The sequence below is a fragment of the Methanocella sp. genome (genome assembly GCF_035506375.1).
Classification (GTDB): domain Archaea; phylum Halobacteriota; class Methanocellia; order Methanocellales; family Methanocellaceae; genus Methanocella.
The window spans coordinates 1-18,572 of sequence record NZ_DATJPM010000099.1 but is presented as its reverse complement, the minus strand read 5'-3'; the positions used below and the strand labels follow the sequence as shown (position 1 = coordinate 18,572).

Sequence of the window (18,572 nt, the reverse complement as noted above, 5' to 3'; positions counted from 1 at the left end):
CACGAAAGGACTCAGCGCTTCAATGTCTATGCCCAGCCCCGCCTGGGCCGGTTCAGGCTTCTGAGCGAATCCCAATAAACAACTTTGAAAAATCTGCTGCGTTGAATATTGATAGGTCATTGTTTAGTAAGTAGTCTTATTTTTATCGTTTGCGTAATAGCCAAATTTATCGATAGTTTCCGATTATCTTTTTCAATTTTTATGCTTTGTTGAATACGCCCTTTTAAGTCTCAGAGTGTACTGAGGCACTATTTTTCACCACAAAGGCGCGAAGAGCACGGAAGCCCACAAAGTTTTCTTTTTAGATTAAGTTACAAAGGACACAAAGCCGGTTCATTGGCGATCAGGGTACGAAGGATACAAAGACACAGCGGAATGAGCAAGAGCACTTTTTGCCCCTGCGCCTTCATATCCTGTATCTTATAAGCTCAAAAAGCGGCTCTGTGCCCTTTGTAACTTAATTATAAAAAAGACTTTGTGGGCCTCCGTGCTCTTCGTGCCTTTGTGGTGAAAAATAGTGCCTCTGTACACTCTGAGACTTAAAAGGGCATATTCAACACAGCATAAAAATTGAAAAAGATAATCGGAAACTATCGATAAATTTGGCTATTACGCAAACGATAAAAATAAGACTACTTGCTAAACAATGACCTATCAATATTCAACGCAGCAAAAATATTTAATAATGCCTTCGTGTAGCTTCACGCCAGCTTAGAGTAACCTCGTGGCTGAAACAGTTTTCGCGCAACTTAGCAGGCTTCTAGGGCCTTGGCGATTTGGGATGCCAAGCTTTATAGCAATCATTGGCTCTTTATGTGGTGATGACGAGCGTCCTCAGCGTCCTCATTCCCATCTTCGGCCTCATCCTGCTCGGATGGTTCCTCAAGTGGCTGCACCTGCTGAACGACTGGCTTGTCCGGCTCATCAACGATTATGTGTATTATATCGGCATTTCCGTGATCACCTTCGTCAGCTTACACGATACGAGCACGAGCATTCTGCTGGACCCTGGCATTTATATCCTCAACATAGTCCCAATGCTGCTGGTGATCATCGTCGCGTATGCTGTGGTTAAAATGCTTAAGCTCCCGAAGGAGATGTCAGCAATATTCGTCATCTGCGCGTTCTACGGTAACACCGGCTACATCGGGTTCCCGCTCAACGTCATCGTCCAGGGTCAAGGCGCCCTGAACATGGCCGCCTTCATTTCGACGCTCTATACGGTCGTCGTCTTCACCCTGGGCATATACCTCCTGAAAAGGAACAGCGACGAGCCGGTAGAAGCTGGAAAGCTACATAAACTCCCCGTTATCTGGGCCGCCCTGCTGGGCATACTTCTGTCATGGCTCACGCTGCCGGGCTTCGTGCGGCTGCCCCTTGAGCTCATCTCGGACTCGACGTCGCCCCTGGCGCTGCTGGCGACGGGTGCCATGGCTGAAGGGGCGGCCCTCAAAATGGACATGAAGAATATCGGCATACTGAGCGCCATAAAGCTCATCCTGGCGCCGGCGCTGGTGGCTATTATGGGCACACTGATGGGGAGCACGGGCGTCATTTATAAAACCTCCTTGCTGGAAGCGGCGACACCCGTGGCAGTGACCAACTCGGTCCTGGCCTCGCAGTTTAAAATGAAAGAAGAGTTCGCTTCCCACGCTGTGATCATATCAACCGCCCTCTTCGCCATAACATTGACTATCATTCTACTATTTTTTTAAAAAATAAATTCTTTTTTATAAGTCATTTTACAAACGATTATATAGCAATCTGACATACAAATCATGGAGGTTCATAATTATGGCAAACCAAGCACCTGCTGCCGGCGGCATACCGGCCGTCGGAGCCAGCGATGACGAAAAATTAAAGGGAGCGATAGCCTATATAATACCATTATTAACGGGTATTGTTATTTTATTGATAGGCGGAGATAGTAAATTTTTAAAATTCCATGGGCTTCAAGCCATAGTATATGGTTTAGTTTTATGGATTATTGCAGTTATTCTAAGCTGGTTCTTCTGTCTGGGCACAATAATATGGATCATCGGCCTGTTATACGGGTGGTACGGTGCCTATATGATCTATACAGGTAAACCATTCGACATACCTGTTATTGCCGACTTTGTTAAGAACAGCCTGATGAAGTAATTTAATAACTGTTATTTTTTATTATAACTCTATAGAGTAAACGATGTTTTTCCCTCGGCTTATGAGAATGTTATAAATAACTCTTGTGGACCATATGCCAAAACTTATTAAATAAAACCATGTATATAAAGACCGGATTTTATGCGCTGTGAAAAAGTCCTCGGCATAGAGGGAACGGCCTGGAGCCTCTCGGCAGCGATTGTGGGCTGGGATAAAGTCTACGCGGAAGCGGCTGACCCCTATATCCCGGAGACCGGAGGCATTCACCCCATGGTAGCAGCCCAGCACCACGCGGCCCACATAGGTGAGGTCATAAAGAAGGTCGTCGACTCCGGCGTTGAGTTCGACGGCGTGGCGTTTTCACAAGGGCCTGGCCTGGGCCCGTGCCTCAGGACGGTGGCCACGGCGGCGAGGGCGCTGGCGCTGGCCTGCGACATACCGCTTATCGGAGTTAACCACTGCGTCGCCCACATCGAGGTCGGGCGCTGGCAGACAGGCTGCCGTGACCCTGTAACGCTGTATGTCAGCGGCGCCAACTCGCAGGTGCTGGCATTCCGGGCGGGAAAGTACCGCATTTTTGGAGAGACCCTGGACATCGGCATCGGGAACGCCCTGGATAAATTCGGCCGGTTCCTCGGGCTTCAGCACCCCGGCGGGCCGAAGATCGAGGCCCTCGCGAAGGAGGGCAGGAATTACATTCATTTACCATACGTGGTCAAGGGCATGGACCTGTCCTTTTCGGGCATGATGTCGTCGGCAAAGGAAGCCGCCGCCGTCCATCCCCGGGAGGACGTCTGCTACTCGCTGCAGGAGAACGCTTTCGCCATGCTCGTCGAGGTCACCGAGCGGGCGATGGCGCACACGGGCAAGGACGAATGCCTCATCGCCGGAGGCGTCGGCGCCAACATGCGCCTCCAGCAGATGCTCGGCGAGATGTGCAAGGCCAGGGGCGCGAAGTTCTATGCGCCGCCCCGGAAATATTTTGGGGACAACGGCTCGATGATCGCCTATACGGGGCTTTTGCAGCTTAAGCACGGCATGACGCTTCCAGTCGAGGGCTCCGCGGTCAACCCGTGTTTCAGGCCGGACGAGGTGGACATACCATGGCTGTAGAGAAGAGAGGTGCCGAGGCGGTCGTGCTCATCGAGGACGACGAGACCGTGAAGACACGCATCAAGAAGGGCTATCGAATCCGCGAGCTGGACGAGCGGCTCCGCTCCGAGCGGACGAGGGCTGAGGCGAAGATCATGTCCGAGGCACGCAAGCTGGGCATCCCCACTCCGATCATCTACGACGTGGGCCGCTTTGACCTTGTCATGGAGACGATCCATGGCACGCCCCTGAAGGACGTCATCGACGAGGAAAAAGCGAGAAAGGCCGGCGTGCTGGTCGGTAAGCTGCACAGCGGCGGCATTATCCACGGGGACCTGACGACGTCGAACATGCTCGTAAAAGGAGAGCGTATCTATCTCATCGATTTCGGGCTGTCCTTCTGGGACGAGATGCTCGAGTCCCGGGGCGTCGACGTCCACGTCTTTTACCAGACGCTCATCAGCTCCCACACGAACCACGAAAAGCTCATGGAGGCTTTTGCCGAAGGGTACCGCGCAACGTTCGAAGGCGCCGACGATGTCCTGGAGCGGGTCCGGGAGATCGAGTACCGCGGGCGATATAAGACAGAAACGCCGTGAGTTTATCTTATCAAATCACGCTTAATGGCCCGGGATTATTCCAGCCATGCATTCTTCACGATGATCTTACCAGAATCGCGCTTCCACTCTTTTTCATATTCCACGCATACCCGCCGTCGCATATGGGGCCCATAAGCCACGAAGGATTCGTACTCCCCGCCCTCTCCGGCCACGCTGATGCCGTATTTCCTGTGAAGCCGGTCCAGCTTATCCAGCGCCTCTCCATCAAGTATCTTTCCCAGCCACGACTCGTCCAGGCCTTCAGCATAGCACCCGGTGACCATTATACCAAAACCTTCGCCGACCATTTCCCGGACGTAGTCCCGCTGCACTTTATGCCAGAGCGGCGCAAAGGACTTGATCCCGATATCCTGGCAGATCTGGTCGAGCCTGCGGCGCTGGTACTCGGAGGCCAGCGCGCCGGATACGATGCCGTCGACGTTCAGCTCTTTAAGCGCATCCCGGAGAGGCATGAGCTCTGCCTCCGGGTCGGGCGGCGTTACCACTTCGATGAGCGGCAGGCCAATGGATTCGGCCGCCAGCCTGGTAAGCTCGATGGCCGGCACGTGGTACATGTACGATTCGGGCGATGACGAAAAAGCCGTAACCAGGTGTGTGACGTCCCACCCATAATGCGTGGCACAGAATAGCGCATAGTTCGAGTCCTTGCCGCCGGAGAAGAGCACGGCGATCTTCATTTTATAAGCTCCAGCGAGGCTTCCTCGAAGTCTTTCTTAGCCTGTTCCTCATCGAAGGTCAGTATCTCTCCGCCCTTCATGATGAGTCGGCCGTCGACAATGAGGTCGGTCACGGCGCCTCCGCTGTAGACCAGGTTGGATATCAGGTCATGATGGGGGAGCATCCGGACGTCGTCAAGGCGTATAAAGGCAAAGTCGGTACTGCCGAGCGTCGCCATGCGGAACATGGTCCGTGCGTTCGCGGCAGTGGCGTCCCAGCGGTGGGACTTTTGGAGCAGGGAGCCGATCTTCATCTCCTCTCGCATGTCCAGCGAGTTATTGCTGGACGCCCCGTCGGTGCCGAGCCCGACCGTGACCCCGGCGTCCAGTAGCTCGTGCAGCGGCATTACGCCGCCCGAGGCGAGCTTCATGTTCGAGACGGGGCAGTGGATGACCGAGGATCCATTCTCTACAATGAGCCTTATCTCCATTTTTGTCAGCCAGGCCGCGTGAATAAGCACCGTATTCTCCCCGAGCAGGCCGATGCCGTCCAGGTATTCGACGGGCCACTTCCCGGTCCGCTCGTGGCAGTCCACGCATTCTTTCCTGGTCTCGGAAACGTGGAGGGAGAGCCACACATGGTATTTATCGGCAAGCTCCCTTGCCTTGATCAGTGTCTCCTCGTCGTTGAGGTAAATGGAATGCGGCGAGACGCAGTAGCCCACACGCCCGGCCCGCATGCTTTTTAACTGTCTTTCGGCGATGCGCAGCGCATCTTTCGCGTCCTTATAGTAGGGTGTACCGAAACTCGTGATGGGCGTGCCCAGGGTCGCTCTCAGCCCGGCCTTTTCCACGGCCTTCGCCGTTTCCTCAACGAAATAGTACATGTCTAAAAATCTTGAGGTCCCGGTCCGTATCATCTCTATGAGTCCCAGCATAGAGCCTTTATAGACGAGGTCGGGCGTAAGCCGCTGCTCCATGGGGAATATGGTGTTATCCAGCCAGTCCTGGAGCTTTTCCCCGTCTCCGGCGCCCCTCATGAGCGTCATGGCCAGGTGAGTGTGGCCGTTGTTAAAGGCGGGGAAGGCGAACTTGCCTGCCGCGTCGAACTCCTCGCCGGAGTCGCCATGCCTCATGTCGCCTTTTACGATATTTTTACCATCGAAATAAGTAGCATTTCTTATTAGCATCTTTAACACGCCGTATGAATCCGAATATTGAGATTCAATGATAATGAGATTTACTCTTACATAGAATAGACGGCAGATGACGGGGAACGGATACCATCCATCTCTTATAAAGCTAAAAATACAGGAACAATCCAACACACAGGTATTTTAAAAAAAAGATGGGATTATCCTATGGTTAATCTCGCTTTACCATGGAGATGGCCTTCATGGCACAAGCATCCACGCAGACGCCGCAGTCGATGCGGCCGCCGTATCGGTAGACTCGATCACACTGCCCTTCTCGCAGGGGTCATGGAGCCCGCGGAAGTAGCCGCAGCAATCGTCGCAGCAGAAGCAGATCCAGTCGAGCCTGCCTTTCTCGTTGCGGTAAGGCCTCGGCACCAGGTGCTTTTCCTTTGCCTCATTCAGTATGGCATCGACTTTATCGAGCGTACATACGAAGTGTAAAGCACCGCTCATATACGGGAAATATTATAACATCCTATATGAACCACTCGGCGATCATGCCCATATCTTCGAGTTGATGGTATGGCCTTTGGCCGCGAGCACTTCTCTTGCCCGATCCAGGTCCATGTCCTTGACCATGAAGTAGTCCGTGTCGTAGGTCGAAAAGACGAAGACGGGTATCTTCGCATCGGCGAGAGGCGCGGTCAGCGAAGCGATCACGCCGGTCACTTTGAACGGGATGGGGCCTTCGACCTGAAAGCATTTCCAGTCCCTGTCGCACTTGATGCAATCCGGGATGGACTCCTGGGAGCAGACGAAGGAGAGCTCATTATAGGTCCTGGAGATTGTGCAGAACGTGCTCTCTTTTAGCCAATCTGGTATTGGGGAGCTCTTTTCGAGCCGACAGATGGCGAATTTACCATCTAATATCGATAATATCATTTTTACTTTCCTCTAGTAGCGTGTTTATGGCTTTAGCAAGCCGCCGTATGCCCGCTTCTATCCGGGCCTCGTCCGAGCTCGAATAGTTGAGCCGAAGCGTGTTCCGGCCGCTTCCGTCGATGAAGAACGCTTCGCCCGGGACAAAGGCGACTTTATCCTGTATTGCCATATCGAATAGCTTTGTGGACGATAAGCCTTCCGGCAGGATCACCCACAGGAACATGCCGCCCTCGGGCTTAGTATACTCCACACCGGCCGGGAAGTAGCGTTCGATGGCATGGACCATAGCGTCCCGCTGCACCTTATACATGCTCTGGATCTTTTTAATATGCCCTTCGACGTCGTTATCCGCCAGGTACTGGTAAACGACCCGCTGCACGAAGTAGCTCGTGTGCAGGTCCGCGGCCTGCTTGGCGGTGATGAGCTTATCCATGATCTCCGATGGCGCGTACAGCCATCCCAGGCGCATGCCCGGCGAGATCGTTTTTGAGAAAGTGCCCATGGTGATGACGCCACTGCCCATGTAGCGCCTCATCGGGGGCAGGTCCTCGCCCATGAACCGGATGTCGCCGTACGGGTTGTCTTCAATAAAGACCGCATCGCAGTCCTTAAAGGCGTCCGCGGCCTGTTTCCGCTTTTCATGAGAGTACGTGATGCCCGTCGGGTTCTGGAAGCTGGGCACCGAATAGAAGAGCTTCGGGCCGCTTTCGAGTACCTGCCGGAGCGCTTCGACGTCGACGCCGTCGCCCATCAGGGGAACGTCCACGAACCGGGGCTCGTACATGCCGAAGGACTGGATGGCCGCCAGGTACGTCGGGCGCTCGACGGCGACGGTGTCGCCTTTATTCAGAAATATCTTGCCGATGAGGTCGAGGCCCTGCTGGGAGCCTGTCGTAATAAGTATCTCGCCGGCATCCGCCTTGATGCCGTATTTCGCATAGCGCCTGGCAATGTATTCCCGCAGGGGCAGGTAGCCCTCCGTGGTGCTATATTGCATGGCGCTTTCCCCGCTTTCCTTCATTACCTTTATAGTGGCTGCGGTGACTTCTTCGACAGGGAATGACTTCGGGTTGGGCAGGCCGCCGGCAAAAGAAATTATGGAGGGGTCGTCAACCACTTTTAGTATCTCGCGTATGAACGAGCGCTTGACGGAATACATCCTGTCGGCAAATTGCTGTGTCATGCCTTTTCCTCCATATTGATAGCCTTGATAAACGTGGACATAATAAGCATATTAATCGTGATAAATATAGCGGCCGCACCTGTACGACCCAGGATTGAAAATTAATACAGAAAATTAAAAAATAGATATCAGATAAGCCGCTCGACGATCTCGGCCGCATCGCGCACGTATTTGGGGCACTTCGTGGCGGTTAGGCGGTGCTCTTTGGCGTACTTCATGCCCTCGGACGTGCCCATGTCGCATCCAAGCAGCTCGCGACAAACAATGGACCCGTTCATGGCTTTGAACGCCTCAACGAACTCCTGGACCTTCGCGTAGGCCTTTTCCTTCGCAGGCTCGTCCTCGGCCTTTACCTTACCATACCTGAGGCCGAGCACCATGAAGGCGCCCGTCACGGCCCCGCAGGTCTCGCACATCCGGCCCATGCCGGCGCCGAAGGCGCCCGCGACCCGGAAGGCCTGCTCTCTATCCATGCCGAACTGCCCGCAATATGCCGAAAGCACCGACTGCGAGCAGCTATAGCCTTTACTAAAGCATTCCACGGCGTCATCGGCTTTTGTCATAATATCACTCCAGCTTACACTTCGCTACGGGTATAACCTTTCCCCCGACACGCACGTCAATGGAGCCGTTTTTATCTTCGGCCCTCAGGAAGAGCAACGACGGCCGTCCCATCTCGTAACCCTGCTCCGTACGTATATCGATCGAAGGCGTGCCGAAGTACTTGTGCTTTACCAGGTACGCGGCCAGGCACCCGTTTCCACTTCCAGTGGCAGGGTCCTCGGGCACGGAAACGAACTTCGTGAAGACGCGGACGTTCAGAGCGTTCTTCGTATCGTAGGTCTCCGGGCTGAAGACCAGGATGCCGGTCGAGTCATTTCCGCCCATGCGCGAGGCGAACTTTCTCGGGTCGAGGTAGGCCCGCTTTACTGCGGCCATGCTTTTTAGAGGCACGATGATAAATGGAATTCCAGTCGAGACTTCCTGTACCGGGAAGCGGCTGTCGATATCGCCCTCGCTAATGCCCAGCATATCGGCAATGGCTGCCGGGTCGGGCATACGGAGAAAAGCCGGTTCGACCTGCTTCATCCAGAGAGCGCCGGTCGACTTATCGAGCGTCACCGTGATCTGGCCCACGCCCAGGTTCAGCTTTACTTCGCCGGAGGGCCTTTTCATGACCTTCTGCATAAGGATGTAAGCCGTGCCCAGCGTCGGGTGGCCGGCGAACGGCAACTCCTCCTCTGGCGTGAAAATACGCACGTCGTAGCCGCCATTATTATCCTTGCTGGAAAGAATGAAGGTCGTCTCGGAATAATGTGTCTCGTTGGCCAGTTTTTGCATGGTCTCCGGCGGGATCGAGGCGGCAGCCAGGAAAACAGCAAGCTGGTTGCCCGTATATTTTTCTTCCGCGAACACGTCGACTATGTAAAACGTATGGCCGGCCATAATATTCCCGCCTGCTAAGATGGCGCCGGAACATTATATATTACTTACTTATATGCGAGAATGAACCGCAGGATATGATAATGCAACTCGGGTAAGCCAATAAAAACCAGACTCTGTGTCTCGGTGCGAAAGGGCACGGCAAATAATACAAAATAATGCTCTTTTCATGCCCTTGGTAGCCTAAAATATGTGATTATACCACATACAGTTTTTATTTTCGGGAGTTTACCCTATGTTGAGGGTGTTAGAGTGAAGACCGCTTATCTAATCAGTTCGTCCATCATAGTCGTCCTGCTATGCGTTTCGGTTATAGCCGGGAACGCCCAGTCGTATTCGCCGCTATTCTCAATATCGTCTTTAGACGATCTATCATCCCAGATGAGCACGTATATGAATAATCTGCCGCAAAATGCCATGCAGCAATCCTCACAACTGCCAGGCTATAACATGTCGATGCCGTATTCGGGCATTTATAACTTCGACACGACGCCGTTCACAAACTCCAATACGAACCAGATAAATGTGTCCAGGGTCAATTCGTCGTCCTTTACGATGCCCATCATCGACCTGTCGGGGTTCAGCTCTTCTACCTTAATGCCCATGCTGCTGTCGGATTCCGTGACCCAGACGACCGCGGGAGTACAGCCTAATTCGACCAATAATTATACGCTGGATGATAACGGCTCGACCATTAACATGAAGGTGAACGATACGATCTACGTCCAGCTGCCATTCCATATTAATACGGGAGGGGTGTGGAACGTTACTGTGACCAATGGCCTGAACATCACCGGGCAGCGTACCCTCACGCCGCTGCTTAGCGCGTCCTCCACGCCAGGGAATATGGACCTGACGGCCATACAGGAGTTCGATGTCCAGGCTGTCTCGCCGGGGACGCACTATATAAAAGGCATCTGCTCAGGCTCTAACAAGACCTACATGCTCACCGTCATAGTCAGTTGACGGAGCACTTTTAAAAACGTTACTTTTTATTTTGCATTACAATGTTGAATAATAGGTACTAACTGTCCATATGACCCGTTTTAAGCTCACGAAGAGGTGCCCTTCTCGGGGTAGATATTTAATAACCACGCGGTCATGAGGTTCTGTATAGTCTATGGTACCTCGTCCATGTCTGAAAGTCTGTTAAAAATCAGTACCTGTGGAAACAAGAAAAGTTGATTCGTTGTCTGTGAAAGTATCGTGAATGAACGTGCCCGATAGTGTCTTATTATTATAAGGGGTAGGTGAATCCACCTACCAATGTTATCCTTCCCATGTTCATCTTTCCGGCTAGCACCAGCCGCAGCCGCCCCAGCTCCAGGGCCACAAGCCACAGAAGCCCCAGCTCGGGGGCCAATAGCCACAGCCACTAAAGCCATAGCCGCCAAAGCCACAACCACCAACGCCGCAACCACCAAAGCCACAACCACCACAGGCGGCGGCGGGCAGTGCGAGGGCTAGTACCGCTAGCACGAGAAGTAATACTATAGACAATTTCTTAAAGTCCAATTTAATCACCCCTACACGTTAGAGATTGCCGAATAAAAATATAGCATTACTAGAATTAAAATGCAAGAAATCAACCGCTAAATCGCTTATTATAGCTAAATATAGTAACGGGTTTTTTATTCTTTATATTCTTATCAAGACCATTCGATTAAAAAAATAAGCATAAGTTAGAGGATTATATCCTTATTATTAGACCTCAAAGCAAAGGAAGCTCTATTATTGTTTATAACAATTTAAGATGTTTTTGTTTTTAGGCTTGCATGTTGTATCAGGGTGAGCCACTTGTCATCGCCCTTTAATTCAATACCGCAAGCTTCGGCGTTATGTAATTGTGGTACACCTAAATTCCCTATAACTTGTTTTAGCTGCCAATTTTACACAGGCATATTGACCAGGGGCTAACTGCCAAAGGCTTGACAGAACCGGTCATGATAATGATTATATATCTGAACATGAAAAGAAGGAATGAGTTTACCGACTCTTATGTTTATAAGGTGCCTCCATGTTGAATAATGCGATCGTCACACCGGCCCTTCTGCCCTTTCAGGAGCTGGAGCAGAGCGTCTGGAAGAAGGAAACGTGCGCCGGATGCCGGGGCTGTATCACGGTCTGCCCCGCGAACACGCTGGCCTTTGACCTAAAGCTGGCCAGGCCGTACCAGATCACGCCGTGCATCGACTGTAAAGCCTGCCTGGACGCCTGCCCGAGGACTCCGGCCAACATGGATAAATTATCACTGGATATCGTCGGCCCTTACCTGGATATCAAGAACGTGAAGGCTAACGGGAATGGCCGATACCAGAACGGAGGGGCTGTCACCGCAATACTAAAAGCCGCCCTGGACGAGGGGCTTGTCGACCGCGTCATCGTGATGGGCTCCGACCGCTGGGCGCAGAAGGCATACGCCCGGATCGTCTCGGACCCTGCGTATCTCGATAAGGTCGCGGGCAGTAAATATACGGCGAACGATATTCTGGAGGCCATGCGGGACGTCATGAAGGACGCCAGCGTGAGGAACGTGGCGCTCGTCGGTATGCCCTGCACCATGCAGGCGGTCGGCCTGTTAAGGAGGTCCTCGAACGAGTACGCCGCGAAGCTCACCCAGAAGATACGGTTTCTGGTGGGCCTTTTCTGCTTCGAGTGCTTTGACGATACGCTCGTACCGGAGGTCACGCAGCGCCTCGGCGTGCCGCCCTGGCGCATCGCGAAGATGAACGCCGGCGAGGGCAGGCTTACGGTCACGCTGCGGAATGGCGAGATAAAGACGCTGCCGCTGGCGAAGCTGGCGGAGTTCGTCAAGCCTGGATGCCGTAAGTGTAATGATTTCACATCAAAGCTGGCGGATATTTCCGTCGGCAGCGTGGGCAGTGCCGCCGGCTCGAGCGTCGTTATCATCAGGACGCCCGAGGGTGCCGGGCTATTCGAGATCGCGAGAGAGACGGGAGCCGTTAGCGTCGCAGACGGCGTCGACGTGGCGGCGATCGAGAAGGTCGGTAAGCTGAAGCTTAAGAGGAACGGCTTCTAAGCTCTTCATTTTCATGTGCTGGTGTGATATTTAAATATATTACTTATGTATAGCCCCTTCGGTTTTACACTTGTTTAATTTTTTTTACTGTGTTGAATATGCCCTTTTAAGTCTCAGAGTGTACGGAGGCACTACTCTTCACCACAAAGTCCGGTAGTTCCATGTTTGTTGTGCTATCGTTTGTCCTTTGTTCGTGTGGTTCGCTGATTTGTCCGGTTTTTCAACACTAAAACACGAATTATTTTTTAGTCCCACGTAAGGGGCACGAACCGCACTAAAGTAGATGCTTTCACGTCAAAACACTAAACAACCTCCCGAAGGGCACGAACATCACTAATTATTTGAAACACTAGAGAAAGCATAAATTTCATGCCGTCCTCGTGGTTCAATCCTTTAGTGTTTTCGTGTCATTCGGGAGGTTGTTTCGTGTTTTAAGCGCCAGGCATGGACCTTAGTGATTTTAGTGCCCTTACGTGGGATAAAAAAGAATTCGTGCTTTAGTGTTGAAAAACCGACGGGCAGTACTAAAGTGGAAAATAGGGCAAAGGGCCACTAAACAAACACGGAACAACTGGCCTCCGTGGTGAAAAATAGTGTCCTCAGTGCCCTTAAAAAGCTTAAAATACGGGAGTAATTCAACACAGCAGTTTTTTTGCGACTCACGTACAGCCCTTCGTGTTGAAAAGTCGAAAAAATCAGCTAAAAGTAATATATAAGCATTTCAAAATTAAAAATGCATAGATTTAAAAAGATAACAAGGGCTTCATAAGAAGCCCCGGACGAGCTTAATCAGCGCGTCGGTGACTACCCATAATGCGCCACCCAGTAAAACCGATATGAACGCCAGCAGCAGGGTCGCGGACGTGTCGTCAATGTGCCTATTTCTGAGTATCTTATACATGTTAAACACAAGGAAGTACACGATGATCATGAGCACGCCCATCAGGAAAGGCATGATCGAGGGCATCAGCAGCCCGCCGATGGGATTCGTGAACCAGGTCTTATCGGCCAGGGCCGTATTATAAGTGTACAGGCCCATGATACCGGCCGCGCCATCCAGCAGGAACGCGAAGACCACACTCACCAGGAAGGCGATCATCATATCGAAGAAGGGCACAAAACTGCCTCTCTTCGTCAGAAGGCTCGTGATCCAGAAGGACAGGATGGCGGCGATGGGCCAGAGCAGGGCGAATAAATAGACGACACCCCGGGGGTCGATTAAATAGTTATTACTATTGGCCAGCCAGTAATAGATCATGTAGGAGAAGAACGTGATAAACCATAGCCGGGTCATATCCTTTCCCCTGCCTTTCGCGATGTAGCGGGTCAGGAAGATCATTATAGGGCCGACAATGGCCAGGACGCATAATAAGATCAGATCGAGATCCATGAATCCACCTTATGCCTTGCTAATGTTGGTGCAACTATATTATAGTTCGCGTCATGAGATGAAAATCGGTAAGAGATAAAGGCCGCTCACGGGATATGCCCTGGAAAAATAAAAAAGCTATCACGACGAGCCCGAATAATCGTCGCCAAAAGAAGTAGCGGTTTGTCTGAAAATAGACTCGCCATTCTTCTCATAGAATTCCTTATAAAGTAAGAAGATCCTTGCAGCGTCCCCGACGGCCTTATGGGGCTTCACGAAATTGCGGCAATAAGGAGGCACGTCGTAGGTGAAATGGTCCGAGCGGATATAACGCCAGTTAGTCTTGAAGCCGATGAGCCGTGAGATCCTGTCGAGCGATATCATGTTTGTCATGCCCAGTGCCCGGGAAACCTCTTCCTGCAGGTCGAGGATATCGTATTCCGTCAGGTCGACCCCGGCCCTGCGCAATATGAACAGGTCCTGCGACCTGGAGAAGAAGACCAGCCTCGAGGGCTTATATTCGCCGAACACGTCCGAAAGATAGCGGTTCAGGAGCCCGAAGGACCGGTAGGCTATCCGCCTGCAGGCATCTTTATCGGCCCTGTCGAGCCTGAACTCGGGGTCGTAAGGCTTCTGGTGCTCGTTCCGGGCGCTGTTGGCCACGCGCTCGGCCAGCCCCACAGTATTTCCCAGGCTGTCCACGATGTTCTTTCGCATCACGAGGTCGCAGTCCATGCAGAACTTCCTTGACTCGAAGGCCGGGCCTGACCCGTCTTCCGAGAGCACCATCCCGATCTCGACGGGTATCATGTCCCGCCGGGTCGAGCCGTAGATCTGCCCGTATTCGAGGTCGACGAACGCCTGCATGTTTCATCCCCTCGCCTTTACGGCCGCGTCGAGCGCCTTTTCCAGGTCGGCCTTCTCGTGGTACCCGATGATGGCCGACGCCCTTCTGTTAGCGGTCGTCGAACCGCTCACGTCCGCATACAGGTAGCTCCCGTCGGAATTTTTCTTCACGACGACGTCCATCTGGGGTATGCCGTCCACGTAGAAGGCGTCTGCGAGCGTGCCGTTCTCGTCTATGTTCACGCCAATGAACGTGACGCCGGGGTATTCGGCCTTAAGCTCTTCGATGATGGGCTCCTCCTGGGTGCACCAGGTGCACCAGGGCGCCCCGAAATCGACGAAGACTGGGCCGCTGTCCAGGGCGGCGTCGATGCCGGCCAGGGCACCGTCGGAGCCCGCGCTGCCGTTCTGGCCGCCCGAAACACAGCCCGTCATCAGGGCGGCGAGCATAATAAGGATAAGCGCGCGCGACTTCATCCTTGATAATCAAGTATTTAATAAATTAAAACTTTCTCTTGGAAAGGAGCACGGAGCCCATGAAGGTGAATATCGACGAATATGACGTCATCCATTATTGCTACGTCTGCCGGCAGGAGGCCGCGCAGCCCCGCGCCGTCATCTCCATGTCCATGGATAAAGAAGTGAACGGAGAAGTCCACTTGCATAAAAGGATGAGCCTCGATCACCACGGCGGCCCCATGATCCAGGACCACAGGGATAATTTCCATACGAGGGCTTTTGAGATCGACGACGAGACAGAAAATTACGAGACGTGCGCCCGCATCGTCATGGACTACGTCAACAAGGGCTTTGATATCACATACCTGAAGCTGGGATAACATGCATGGATACAAGCGATGGGACGAGAGCGACCGCAGAAAAACCATGGACCCCGATGTCATCTTATCGAAGGCCGGCCTGAAGCCGGGAATGACCATCGTGGATATCGGCTGTGGCCAGGGATATTTTGCAGTACCGGCCGCACGCATCGTCGGCCCGAAAGGCCGTGTGTACGGCATCGACGTCGACGCGGATGCGCTCGAGCTGGTGGACAGAAAAGCGTCGGACGCGGGGCTGAACATAAAGACTATTGCGGCCGAGGCCGAGAGCGCCGTCGCCTGCGAGGGCTGCGCCGATATCGCGTTTTTCGGCATATGCCTCCACGATTTTCAGGACCCCCAAAAAGTGCTGGCAAACGCCCGAAAGATGCTCAGGTTAGGCGGAAGGCTCGCCGACCTGGACTGGAAGAAGGAGCCGATGGAGGGGGGTCCCCCTTTGGAAATACGGCTCAGCGAGCAAAAAGCCTCCAGGCTTATCGCTGATGCCCGGTTCAAGGTCGAGTCCGTGGAGGATATCTCGGGCCGGTACTACCTTATCCTCGCAAAAATATAGAAGAGTTTTATAGGATGAGAAAACCAATTTTCTTATCATGTGCGAGCTCTTCGGGTTCAGCGGCAGCCGTGAGGCAAGCCTTGAAGGCGGCTTATGCAGCTTTGCCGAACATTCCGACCGGAACCCGCACGGCTGGGGCCTGGCCTGTTATAGTAACGGCGTCCCCATTATAATAAAAAAGGCCGTGGAAGCCCGGAAGAGCCCAGAATATTATGATGCTGCCCGGCTCGCCCGAAGCGACGTTATCGTCGCTCATATCCGCCACGCCTCCTGCGGCAAGATCAACGAGGCGAACTGCCACCCGTTCTACCAGGAGCTTCTGGGTAAGCACTGGGTCTTTGCCCATAACGGCCACGTGGACGGCGTAGCCCGGCATCCCAGGACTCATGGCGAGACCGACTCGGAAAGTGTTTTTAATATAATTCTCGATAATATTGTCAGCCACAGGCACCAGGATAACGGTACTGCCCTCCATGGTATAACCGGCGGCATCGCCAGCCTGTTCGACGACTACGAGTTCGGCCGCCAGATAGGGCTCAACTTTGTCATGGCGGACGGAAGCACCGTTTATGCGTACAACCACCATGAGGACAAGCCCATGTACTGTTCACAAGAAAACGAGGGCGTGACCGTGTCCACGCAGAAGCTCGACGGCTATTCGTGGGAAGCCATGCCCGCAGACCACCTGCTTCTTCTGAAAAAAGGTGAAATATACGCACTTTCAGAGAGGATATGATCTATCCGGGTCTTTGATACCTGTTTAAGGCACAAAGCTGGCCCTGATGATTAACTATTTATTATATATCGTCTTAAGTAGCAGCATAACGTGCTATTCTATGCGAATACGCCATTCGAATGTAAGGTGAAGAATAATGGCAGTTGGAATAAAAACCATCTCGAATGAAATGCGCGGCGCGCCTAAGGCCGCGCAGGGACATCATCATGCTCATACGCAAAGCAGGTCTGCCCATGAGACCAGGCAGACCAATAAGATCCTCGAGCTTGAGTGGGAAGCGCTCGGAAGAAAACTGAACAAGCCTGTGGGAAAAGAAAATTCCGACGTGGAAAAACTTCGCATGCAGCTTAAGGACAGGGAAGAGCAGCTGAAGTACGCCGAATCTGTTATAGAAAAGCTAAAGGCGGAGCTGCGCGCGCTCCAGCAAAAGCAGGGCAACAGCCAACAAAATCAAAATAAACAAAAGAAAAACCAGCAGATGCGAAATCAACAAAAACAGAATCAGCAAAAGCAGGCGAAATACCAGGGCCAGAAGGGGCCTGCCGGCAGGCCTGAGTTCCAGAAAAAACCGCAGCAGCAGTACCAGAGACCCCAACAGAATAAGCTCCAGTCGAAAGGTCGAAAATAAAATTTTCAATTACTACACTTTTAACAATATGTTTGTTGGCGTTAGAATAAATTAGAAACAATCACCGGATGGGTGAATATTTCAAATTTAATCTCTTTTTTAAATATTTAAACATCTTTTCAGGGCATTTTACATAGTTTTTGGAAGTTCATGCCATAAAGTAGTCCCGCAGGAAGGAATATTTTTGGAAAAATGCGATTATATGGCCAGCAAGTTTATTATATTGAACGAGAGTTCAATTAAGTGAACGATAACTATGATAGGGCTATTCGACAAGTACGTAGACTTTAAGATCCTGGGCCTGTTCCTGGCTAACCCCAACACACCGTACCATGTAAAAGAAGTATCCCGCAAGCTGAGCGTAAGCCCTGCGAGCGTGAGCAACGCGCTAAAATATTATGAGAATACGGGCTATCTGATAAAAGAGGAAAAGGGGCTTGCCCACATATACCACTTAAATAAAGAACACCCCGTGATGGTCTCCCTGAAAAGGGCGTATGGCATAGCACTGATACAGTCCACAGGGCCCGTAGAGGCGTTCCTCCAGGCGGACCCGAACATCATGTCCTTTGCATTATACGGAAACTATGCGGACGGGACGTTCGACGAGCATAGCGACATCGAGTTCGTCGCCGTGGCGCCGTCGGCCATCGATAAGTTCTCGAATCAGCGCAAGTTTTCCGAAGTCCGTAAGGCAATAGAGGAAAAGCTAGGCCGGCCTGTGTCCATCTTCGTCGCCACCATGTCCATCTGGAGCACCATGAAAAGCGCCAATGATCCTATGTATAAAAAGATCATGGATAATCATGTTCTTATATATGGCAATGGCCTCGAGGACCCGTTCGCGAACCAGTAAAAAAAGGAAGGGCATTACTTCATGCCCACGATGCCGTCGGTCACGATGAGCATGCCGTTATCGGCCTTCACGACGTTGGAGACCTTGATGCCGTTGACCATGATGCCGCTGCTCGTCTTCTTCGCGCTGATCTTCTGGCCGCCGATGGAGTTCATCGTGAACGAGTTGCTGCCCTGCTGCGGCTCGGAGACCTTCGATACGATGCAGCTCTCGACGAAGCTCTTCGCCGTGGCCTGGTCCATCGAATTGACATCTATGCCCGCGCTCTCGAGGGCGCTGTCGCTCGGGGCGAAGACCATGTACGGGCCTTCGTTCTGGCTCAGCGCCTGGTCATAGCCCGCCGCCTTGACCGCTGCGGTGAAGCCGCTCAGGTTCTGCGTATCTGCCAGCGTCTGCGCGAGGTCCTTATTGCTCTCCTTCAGCCCACCCTGCTGACCCTGGCCCGCCTGGCCCTGCTGTGCGCCTCCCTGATATGCGGGCTGTGCCATCTG

The 18,572-nt window shown here is 52.5% G+C and carries 22 protein-coding genes; 11 read left to right on the top strand and 11 right to left on the bottom strand.

Going from position 1 to position 18,572, the window contains the following annotated elements:
• Positions 1-821 precede the first annotated feature (821 nt).
• The 4 genes from VMC84_RS13775 (at position 822) to VMC84_RS13760 (ending at position 3,833) form a co-directional block, all read left to right on the top strand.
• Positions 822-1,715, top strand: coding sequence for an AEC family transporter (locus VMC84_RS13775; RefSeq protein WP_325381618.1), 894 nt, complete (start codon positions 822-824; stop codon positions 1,713-1,715).
• A gap of 79 nt (positions 1,716-1,794) precedes the next feature.
• On the top strand, positions 1,795-2,142 hold the full coding sequence (locus tag VMC84_RS13770; protein ID WP_325381616.1) for a hypothetical protein: 348 nt from the start codon (positions 1,795-1,797) through the stop codon (positions 2,140-2,142).
• Between the two features lie 141 nt (positions 2,143-2,283).
• Complete coding sequence (locus VMC84_RS13765) at positions 2,284-3,255, top strand: bifunctional N(6)-L-threonylcarbamoyladenine synthase/serine/threonine protein kinase (protein WP_325381614.1); 972 nt, start codon at positions 2,284-2,286, stop codon at positions 3,253-3,255.
• Positions 3,246-3,833 (top strand): Kae1-associated kinase Bud32, encoded by a 588-nt coding sequence (locus tag VMC84_RS13760; protein ID WP_325381612.1) that lies wholly within the window; start codon positions 3,246-3,248, stop codon positions 3,831-3,833. The genes VMC84_RS13765 and VMC84_RS13760 overlap by 10 nt, the downstream gene beginning before the upstream one ends.
• A gap of 35 nt (positions 3,834-3,868) precedes the next feature.
• Here VMC84_RS13760 and VMC84_RS13755 read toward each other — a convergent pair whose 3' ends face one another.
• The 7 genes from VMC84_RS13755 to VMC84_RS13725 form a co-directional block, all read right to left on the bottom strand.
• Positions 3,869-4,531: a diphthine--ammonia ligase gene (locus VMC84_RS13755; RefSeq protein WP_325381610.1), complete on the bottom strand. Its 663-nt coding sequence runs from the start codon at positions 4,529-4,531 to the stop codon at positions 3,869-3,871.
• Entirely contained in the window at positions 4,528-5,646 is a 1,119-nt protein-coding gene (locus VMC84_RS13750; protein ID WP_325381608.1) for an amidohydrolase, read from the bottom strand. The genes VMC84_RS13755 and VMC84_RS13750 overlap by 4 nt, the downstream gene beginning before the upstream one ends.
• 258 nt (positions 5,647-5,904) lie before the next feature.
• A complete protein-coding gene (locus VMC84_RS13745; protein WP_325381606.1) occupies positions 5,905-6,159 on the bottom strand; it encodes a hypothetical protein in 255 nt (84 codons plus the stop codon).
• 42 nt (positions 6,160-6,201) lie between these two features.
• Positions 6,202-6,588: an ACT domain-containing protein gene (locus VMC84_RS13740; RefSeq protein WP_325381604.1), complete on the bottom strand. Its 387-nt coding sequence runs from the start codon at positions 6,586-6,588 to the stop codon at positions 6,202-6,204.
• On the bottom strand, positions 6,563-7,771 hold the full coding sequence (locus VMC84_RS13735; RefSeq protein WP_325381602.1) for a PLP-dependent aminotransferase family protein: 1,209 nt from the start codon (positions 7,769-7,771) through the stop codon (positions 6,563-6,565). Before VMC84_RS13735 ends, VMC84_RS13740 begins: the two co-directional genes overlap by 26 nt.
• A 128-nt stretch (positions 7,772-7,899) precedes the next feature.
• Positions 7,900-8,334, bottom strand: a complete 435-nt coding sequence (locus tag VMC84_RS13730; RefSeq protein WP_325381600.1) for a C-GCAxxG-C-C family protein — start codon at positions 8,332-8,334, stop codon at positions 7,900-7,902.
• Between the two features lie 4 nt (positions 8,335-8,338).
• Positions 8,339-9,217 carry a PhzF family phenazine biosynthesis protein gene (locus tag VMC84_RS13725; RefSeq protein WP_325381598.1) on the bottom strand — a complete coding sequence of 293 codons (879 nt, stop codon included), beginning with the start codon at positions 9,215-9,217 and terminating at the stop codon, positions 8,339-8,341.
• 249 nt (positions 9,218-9,466) lie between these two features.
• On the opposite strand from VMC84_RS13725, the gene VMC84_RS13720 reads away from it, so the two are divergent.
• Positions 9,467-10,180, top strand: coding sequence for a protease inhibitor I42 family protein (locus VMC84_RS13720; RefSeq protein ID WP_325381596.1), 714 nt, complete (start codon positions 9,467-9,469; stop codon positions 10,178-10,180).
• 1,051 nt (positions 10,181-11,231) lie between these two features.
• Complete coding sequence (locus VMC84_RS13715; protein WP_325381594.1) at positions 11,232-12,254, top strand: Coenzyme F420 hydrogenase/dehydrogenase, beta subunit C-terminal domain; 1,023 nt, start codon at positions 11,232-11,234, stop codon at positions 12,252-12,254.
• Between the two features lie 763 nt (positions 12,255-13,017).
• On the opposite strand, the gene VMC84_RS13710 is transcribed toward VMC84_RS13715, so the two are convergent.
• The 3 genes from VMC84_RS13710 to VMC84_RS13700 all read right to left on the bottom strand — a co-directional run bounded on the left by VMC84_RS13710 (position 13,018) and on the right by VMC84_RS13700 (position 14,946).
• Positions 13,018-13,644 carry a hypothetical protein gene (locus VMC84_RS13710; RefSeq protein WP_325381592.1) on the bottom strand — a complete coding sequence of 209 codons (627 nt, stop codon included), beginning with the start codon at positions 13,642-13,644 and terminating at the stop codon, positions 13,018-13,020.
• A gap of 120 nt (positions 13,645-13,764) precedes the next feature.
• Positions 13,765-14,490 (bottom strand): hypothetical protein, encoded by a 726-nt coding sequence (locus VMC84_RS13705; RefSeq protein ID WP_325381590.1) that lies wholly within the window; start codon positions 14,488-14,490, stop codon positions 13,765-13,767.
• 3 nt (positions 14,491-14,493) lie between these two features.
• Positions 14,494-14,946 (bottom strand): thioredoxin family protein, encoded by a 453-nt coding sequence (locus VMC84_RS13700; RefSeq protein WP_325381588.1) that lies wholly within the window; start codon positions 14,944-14,946, stop codon positions 14,494-14,496.
• 38 nt (positions 14,947-14,984) lie between these two features.
• On the opposite strand from VMC84_RS13700, the gene VMC84_RS13695 reads away from it, so the two are divergent.
• The 5 genes from VMC84_RS13695 to VMC84_RS13675 all read left to right on the top strand — a co-directional run bounded on the left by VMC84_RS13695 (position 14,985) and on the right by VMC84_RS13675 (position 18,081).
• A complete protein-coding gene (locus VMC84_RS13695) occupies positions 14,985-15,308 on the top strand; it encodes a hypothetical protein (protein WP_325381586.1) in 324 nt (107 codons plus the stop codon).
• A gap of 1 nt (position 15,309) precedes the next feature.
• Positions 15,310-15,861 carry a class I SAM-dependent methyltransferase gene (locus VMC84_RS13690; RefSeq protein ID WP_325381584.1) on the top strand — a complete coding sequence of 184 codons (552 nt, stop codon included), beginning with the start codon at positions 15,310-15,312 and terminating at the stop codon, positions 15,859-15,861.
• A 37-nt stretch (positions 15,862-15,898) separates the two neighbouring features.
• Positions 15,899-16,597, top strand: coding sequence for a class II glutamine amidotransferase (locus tag VMC84_RS13685; protein WP_325381582.1), 699 nt, complete (start codon positions 15,899-15,901; stop codon positions 16,595-16,597).
• A gap of 136 nt (positions 16,598-16,733) precedes the next feature.
• A complete protein-coding gene (locus VMC84_RS13680) occupies positions 16,734-17,225 on the top strand; it encodes a hypothetical protein (RefSeq protein ID WP_325381580.1) in 492 nt (163 codons plus the stop codon).
• Positions 17,226-17,481: 256 nt separating this feature from the next.
• Positions 17,482-18,081, top strand: a complete 600-nt coding sequence (locus VMC84_RS13675; RefSeq protein ID WP_325381578.1) for a nucleotidyltransferase — start codon at positions 17,482-17,484, stop codon at positions 18,079-18,081.
• 14 nt (positions 18,082-18,095) lie between these two features.
• On the opposite strand, the gene VMC84_RS13670 is transcribed toward VMC84_RS13675, so the two are convergent.
• Positions 18,096-18,572, bottom strand: a 477-nt coding sequence (locus VMC84_RS13670; protein WP_325381576.1) for a fasciclin domain-containing protein, incomplete at its 5' end; no start/stop codon positions are given.

Excerpts from the sequence above, each read along its gene's own strand:
- VMC84_RS13775 (WP_325381618.1), top strand. The coding sequence starts at position 822 with ATGACGAGCGTCCTCAGCGTCCTCATTCCCATCTTCGGCCTCATCCTG.
- VMC84_RS13770 (WP_325381616.1), top strand. The coding sequence starts at position 1,795 with ATGGCAAACCAAGCACCTGCTGCCGGCGGCATACCGGCCGTCGGAGCC.
- VMC84_RS13765 (WP_325381614.1), top strand. The coding sequence starts at position 2,284 with ATGCGCTGTGAAAAAGTCCTCGGCATAGAGGGAACGGCCTGGAGCCTC.
- VMC84_RS13760 (WP_325381612.1), top strand. The coding sequence starts at position 3,246 with ATGGCTGTAGAGAAGAGAGGTGCCGAGGCGGTCGTGCTCATCGAGGAC.
- VMC84_RS13755 (WP_325381610.1), bottom strand. The coding sequence starts at position 4,531 with ATGAAGATCGCCGTGCTCTTCTCCGGCGGCAAGGACTCGAACTATGCG.
- VMC84_RS13750 (WP_325381608.1), bottom strand. The coding sequence starts at position 5,646 with ATGAGGCATGGCGACTCCGGCGAGGAGTTCGACGCGGCAGGCAAGTTC.
- VMC84_RS13745 (WP_325381606.1), bottom strand. The coding sequence starts at position 6,159 with ATGAGCGGTGCTTTACACTTCGTATGTACGCTCGATAAAGTCGATGCC.
- VMC84_RS13740 (WP_325381604.1), bottom strand. The coding sequence starts at position 6,588 with ATGATATTATCGATATTAGATGGTAAATTCGCCATCTGTCGGCTCGAA.
- VMC84_RS13735 (WP_325381602.1), bottom strand. The coding sequence starts at position 7,771 with ATGACACAGCAATTTGCCGACAGGATGTATTCCGTCAAGCGCTCGTTC.
- VMC84_RS13730 (WP_325381600.1), bottom strand. The coding sequence starts at position 8,334 with ATGACAAAAGCCGATGACGCCGTGGAATGCTTTAGTAAAGGCTATAGC.
- VMC84_RS13725 (WP_325381598.1), bottom strand. The coding sequence starts at position 9,217 with ATGGCCGGCCATACGTTTTACATAGTCGACGTGTTCGCGGAAGAAAAA.
- VMC84_RS13715 (WP_325381594.1), top strand. The coding sequence starts at position 11,232 with ATGTTGAATAATGCGATCGTCACACCGGCCCTTCTGCCCTTTCAGGAG.
- VMC84_RS13710 (WP_325381592.1), bottom strand. The coding sequence starts at position 13,644 with ATGGATCTCGATCTGATCTTATTATGCGTCCTGGCCATTGTCGGCCCT.
- VMC84_RS13705 (WP_325381590.1), bottom strand. The coding sequence starts at position 14,490 with ATGCAGGCGTTCGTCGACCTCGAATACGGGCAGATCTACGGCTCGACC.
- VMC84_RS13700 (WP_325381588.1), bottom strand. The coding sequence starts at position 14,946 with ATGAAGTCGCGCGCGCTTATCCTTATTATGCTCGCCGCCCTGATGACG.
- VMC84_RS13690 (WP_325381584.1), top strand. The coding sequence starts at position 15,310 with ATGCATGGATACAAGCGATGGGACGAGAGCGACCGCAGAAAAACCATG.
- VMC84_RS13685 (WP_325381582.1), top strand. The coding sequence starts at position 15,899 with ATGTGCGAGCTCTTCGGGTTCAGCGGCAGCCGTGAGGCAAGCCTTGAA.
- VMC84_RS13680 (WP_325381580.1), top strand. The coding sequence starts at position 16,734 with ATGGCAGTTGGAATAAAAACCATCTCGAATGAAATGCGCGGCGCGCCT.
- VMC84_RS13675 (WP_325381578.1), top strand. The coding sequence starts at position 17,482 with ATGATAGGGCTATTCGACAAGTACGTAGACTTTAAGATCCTGGGCCTG.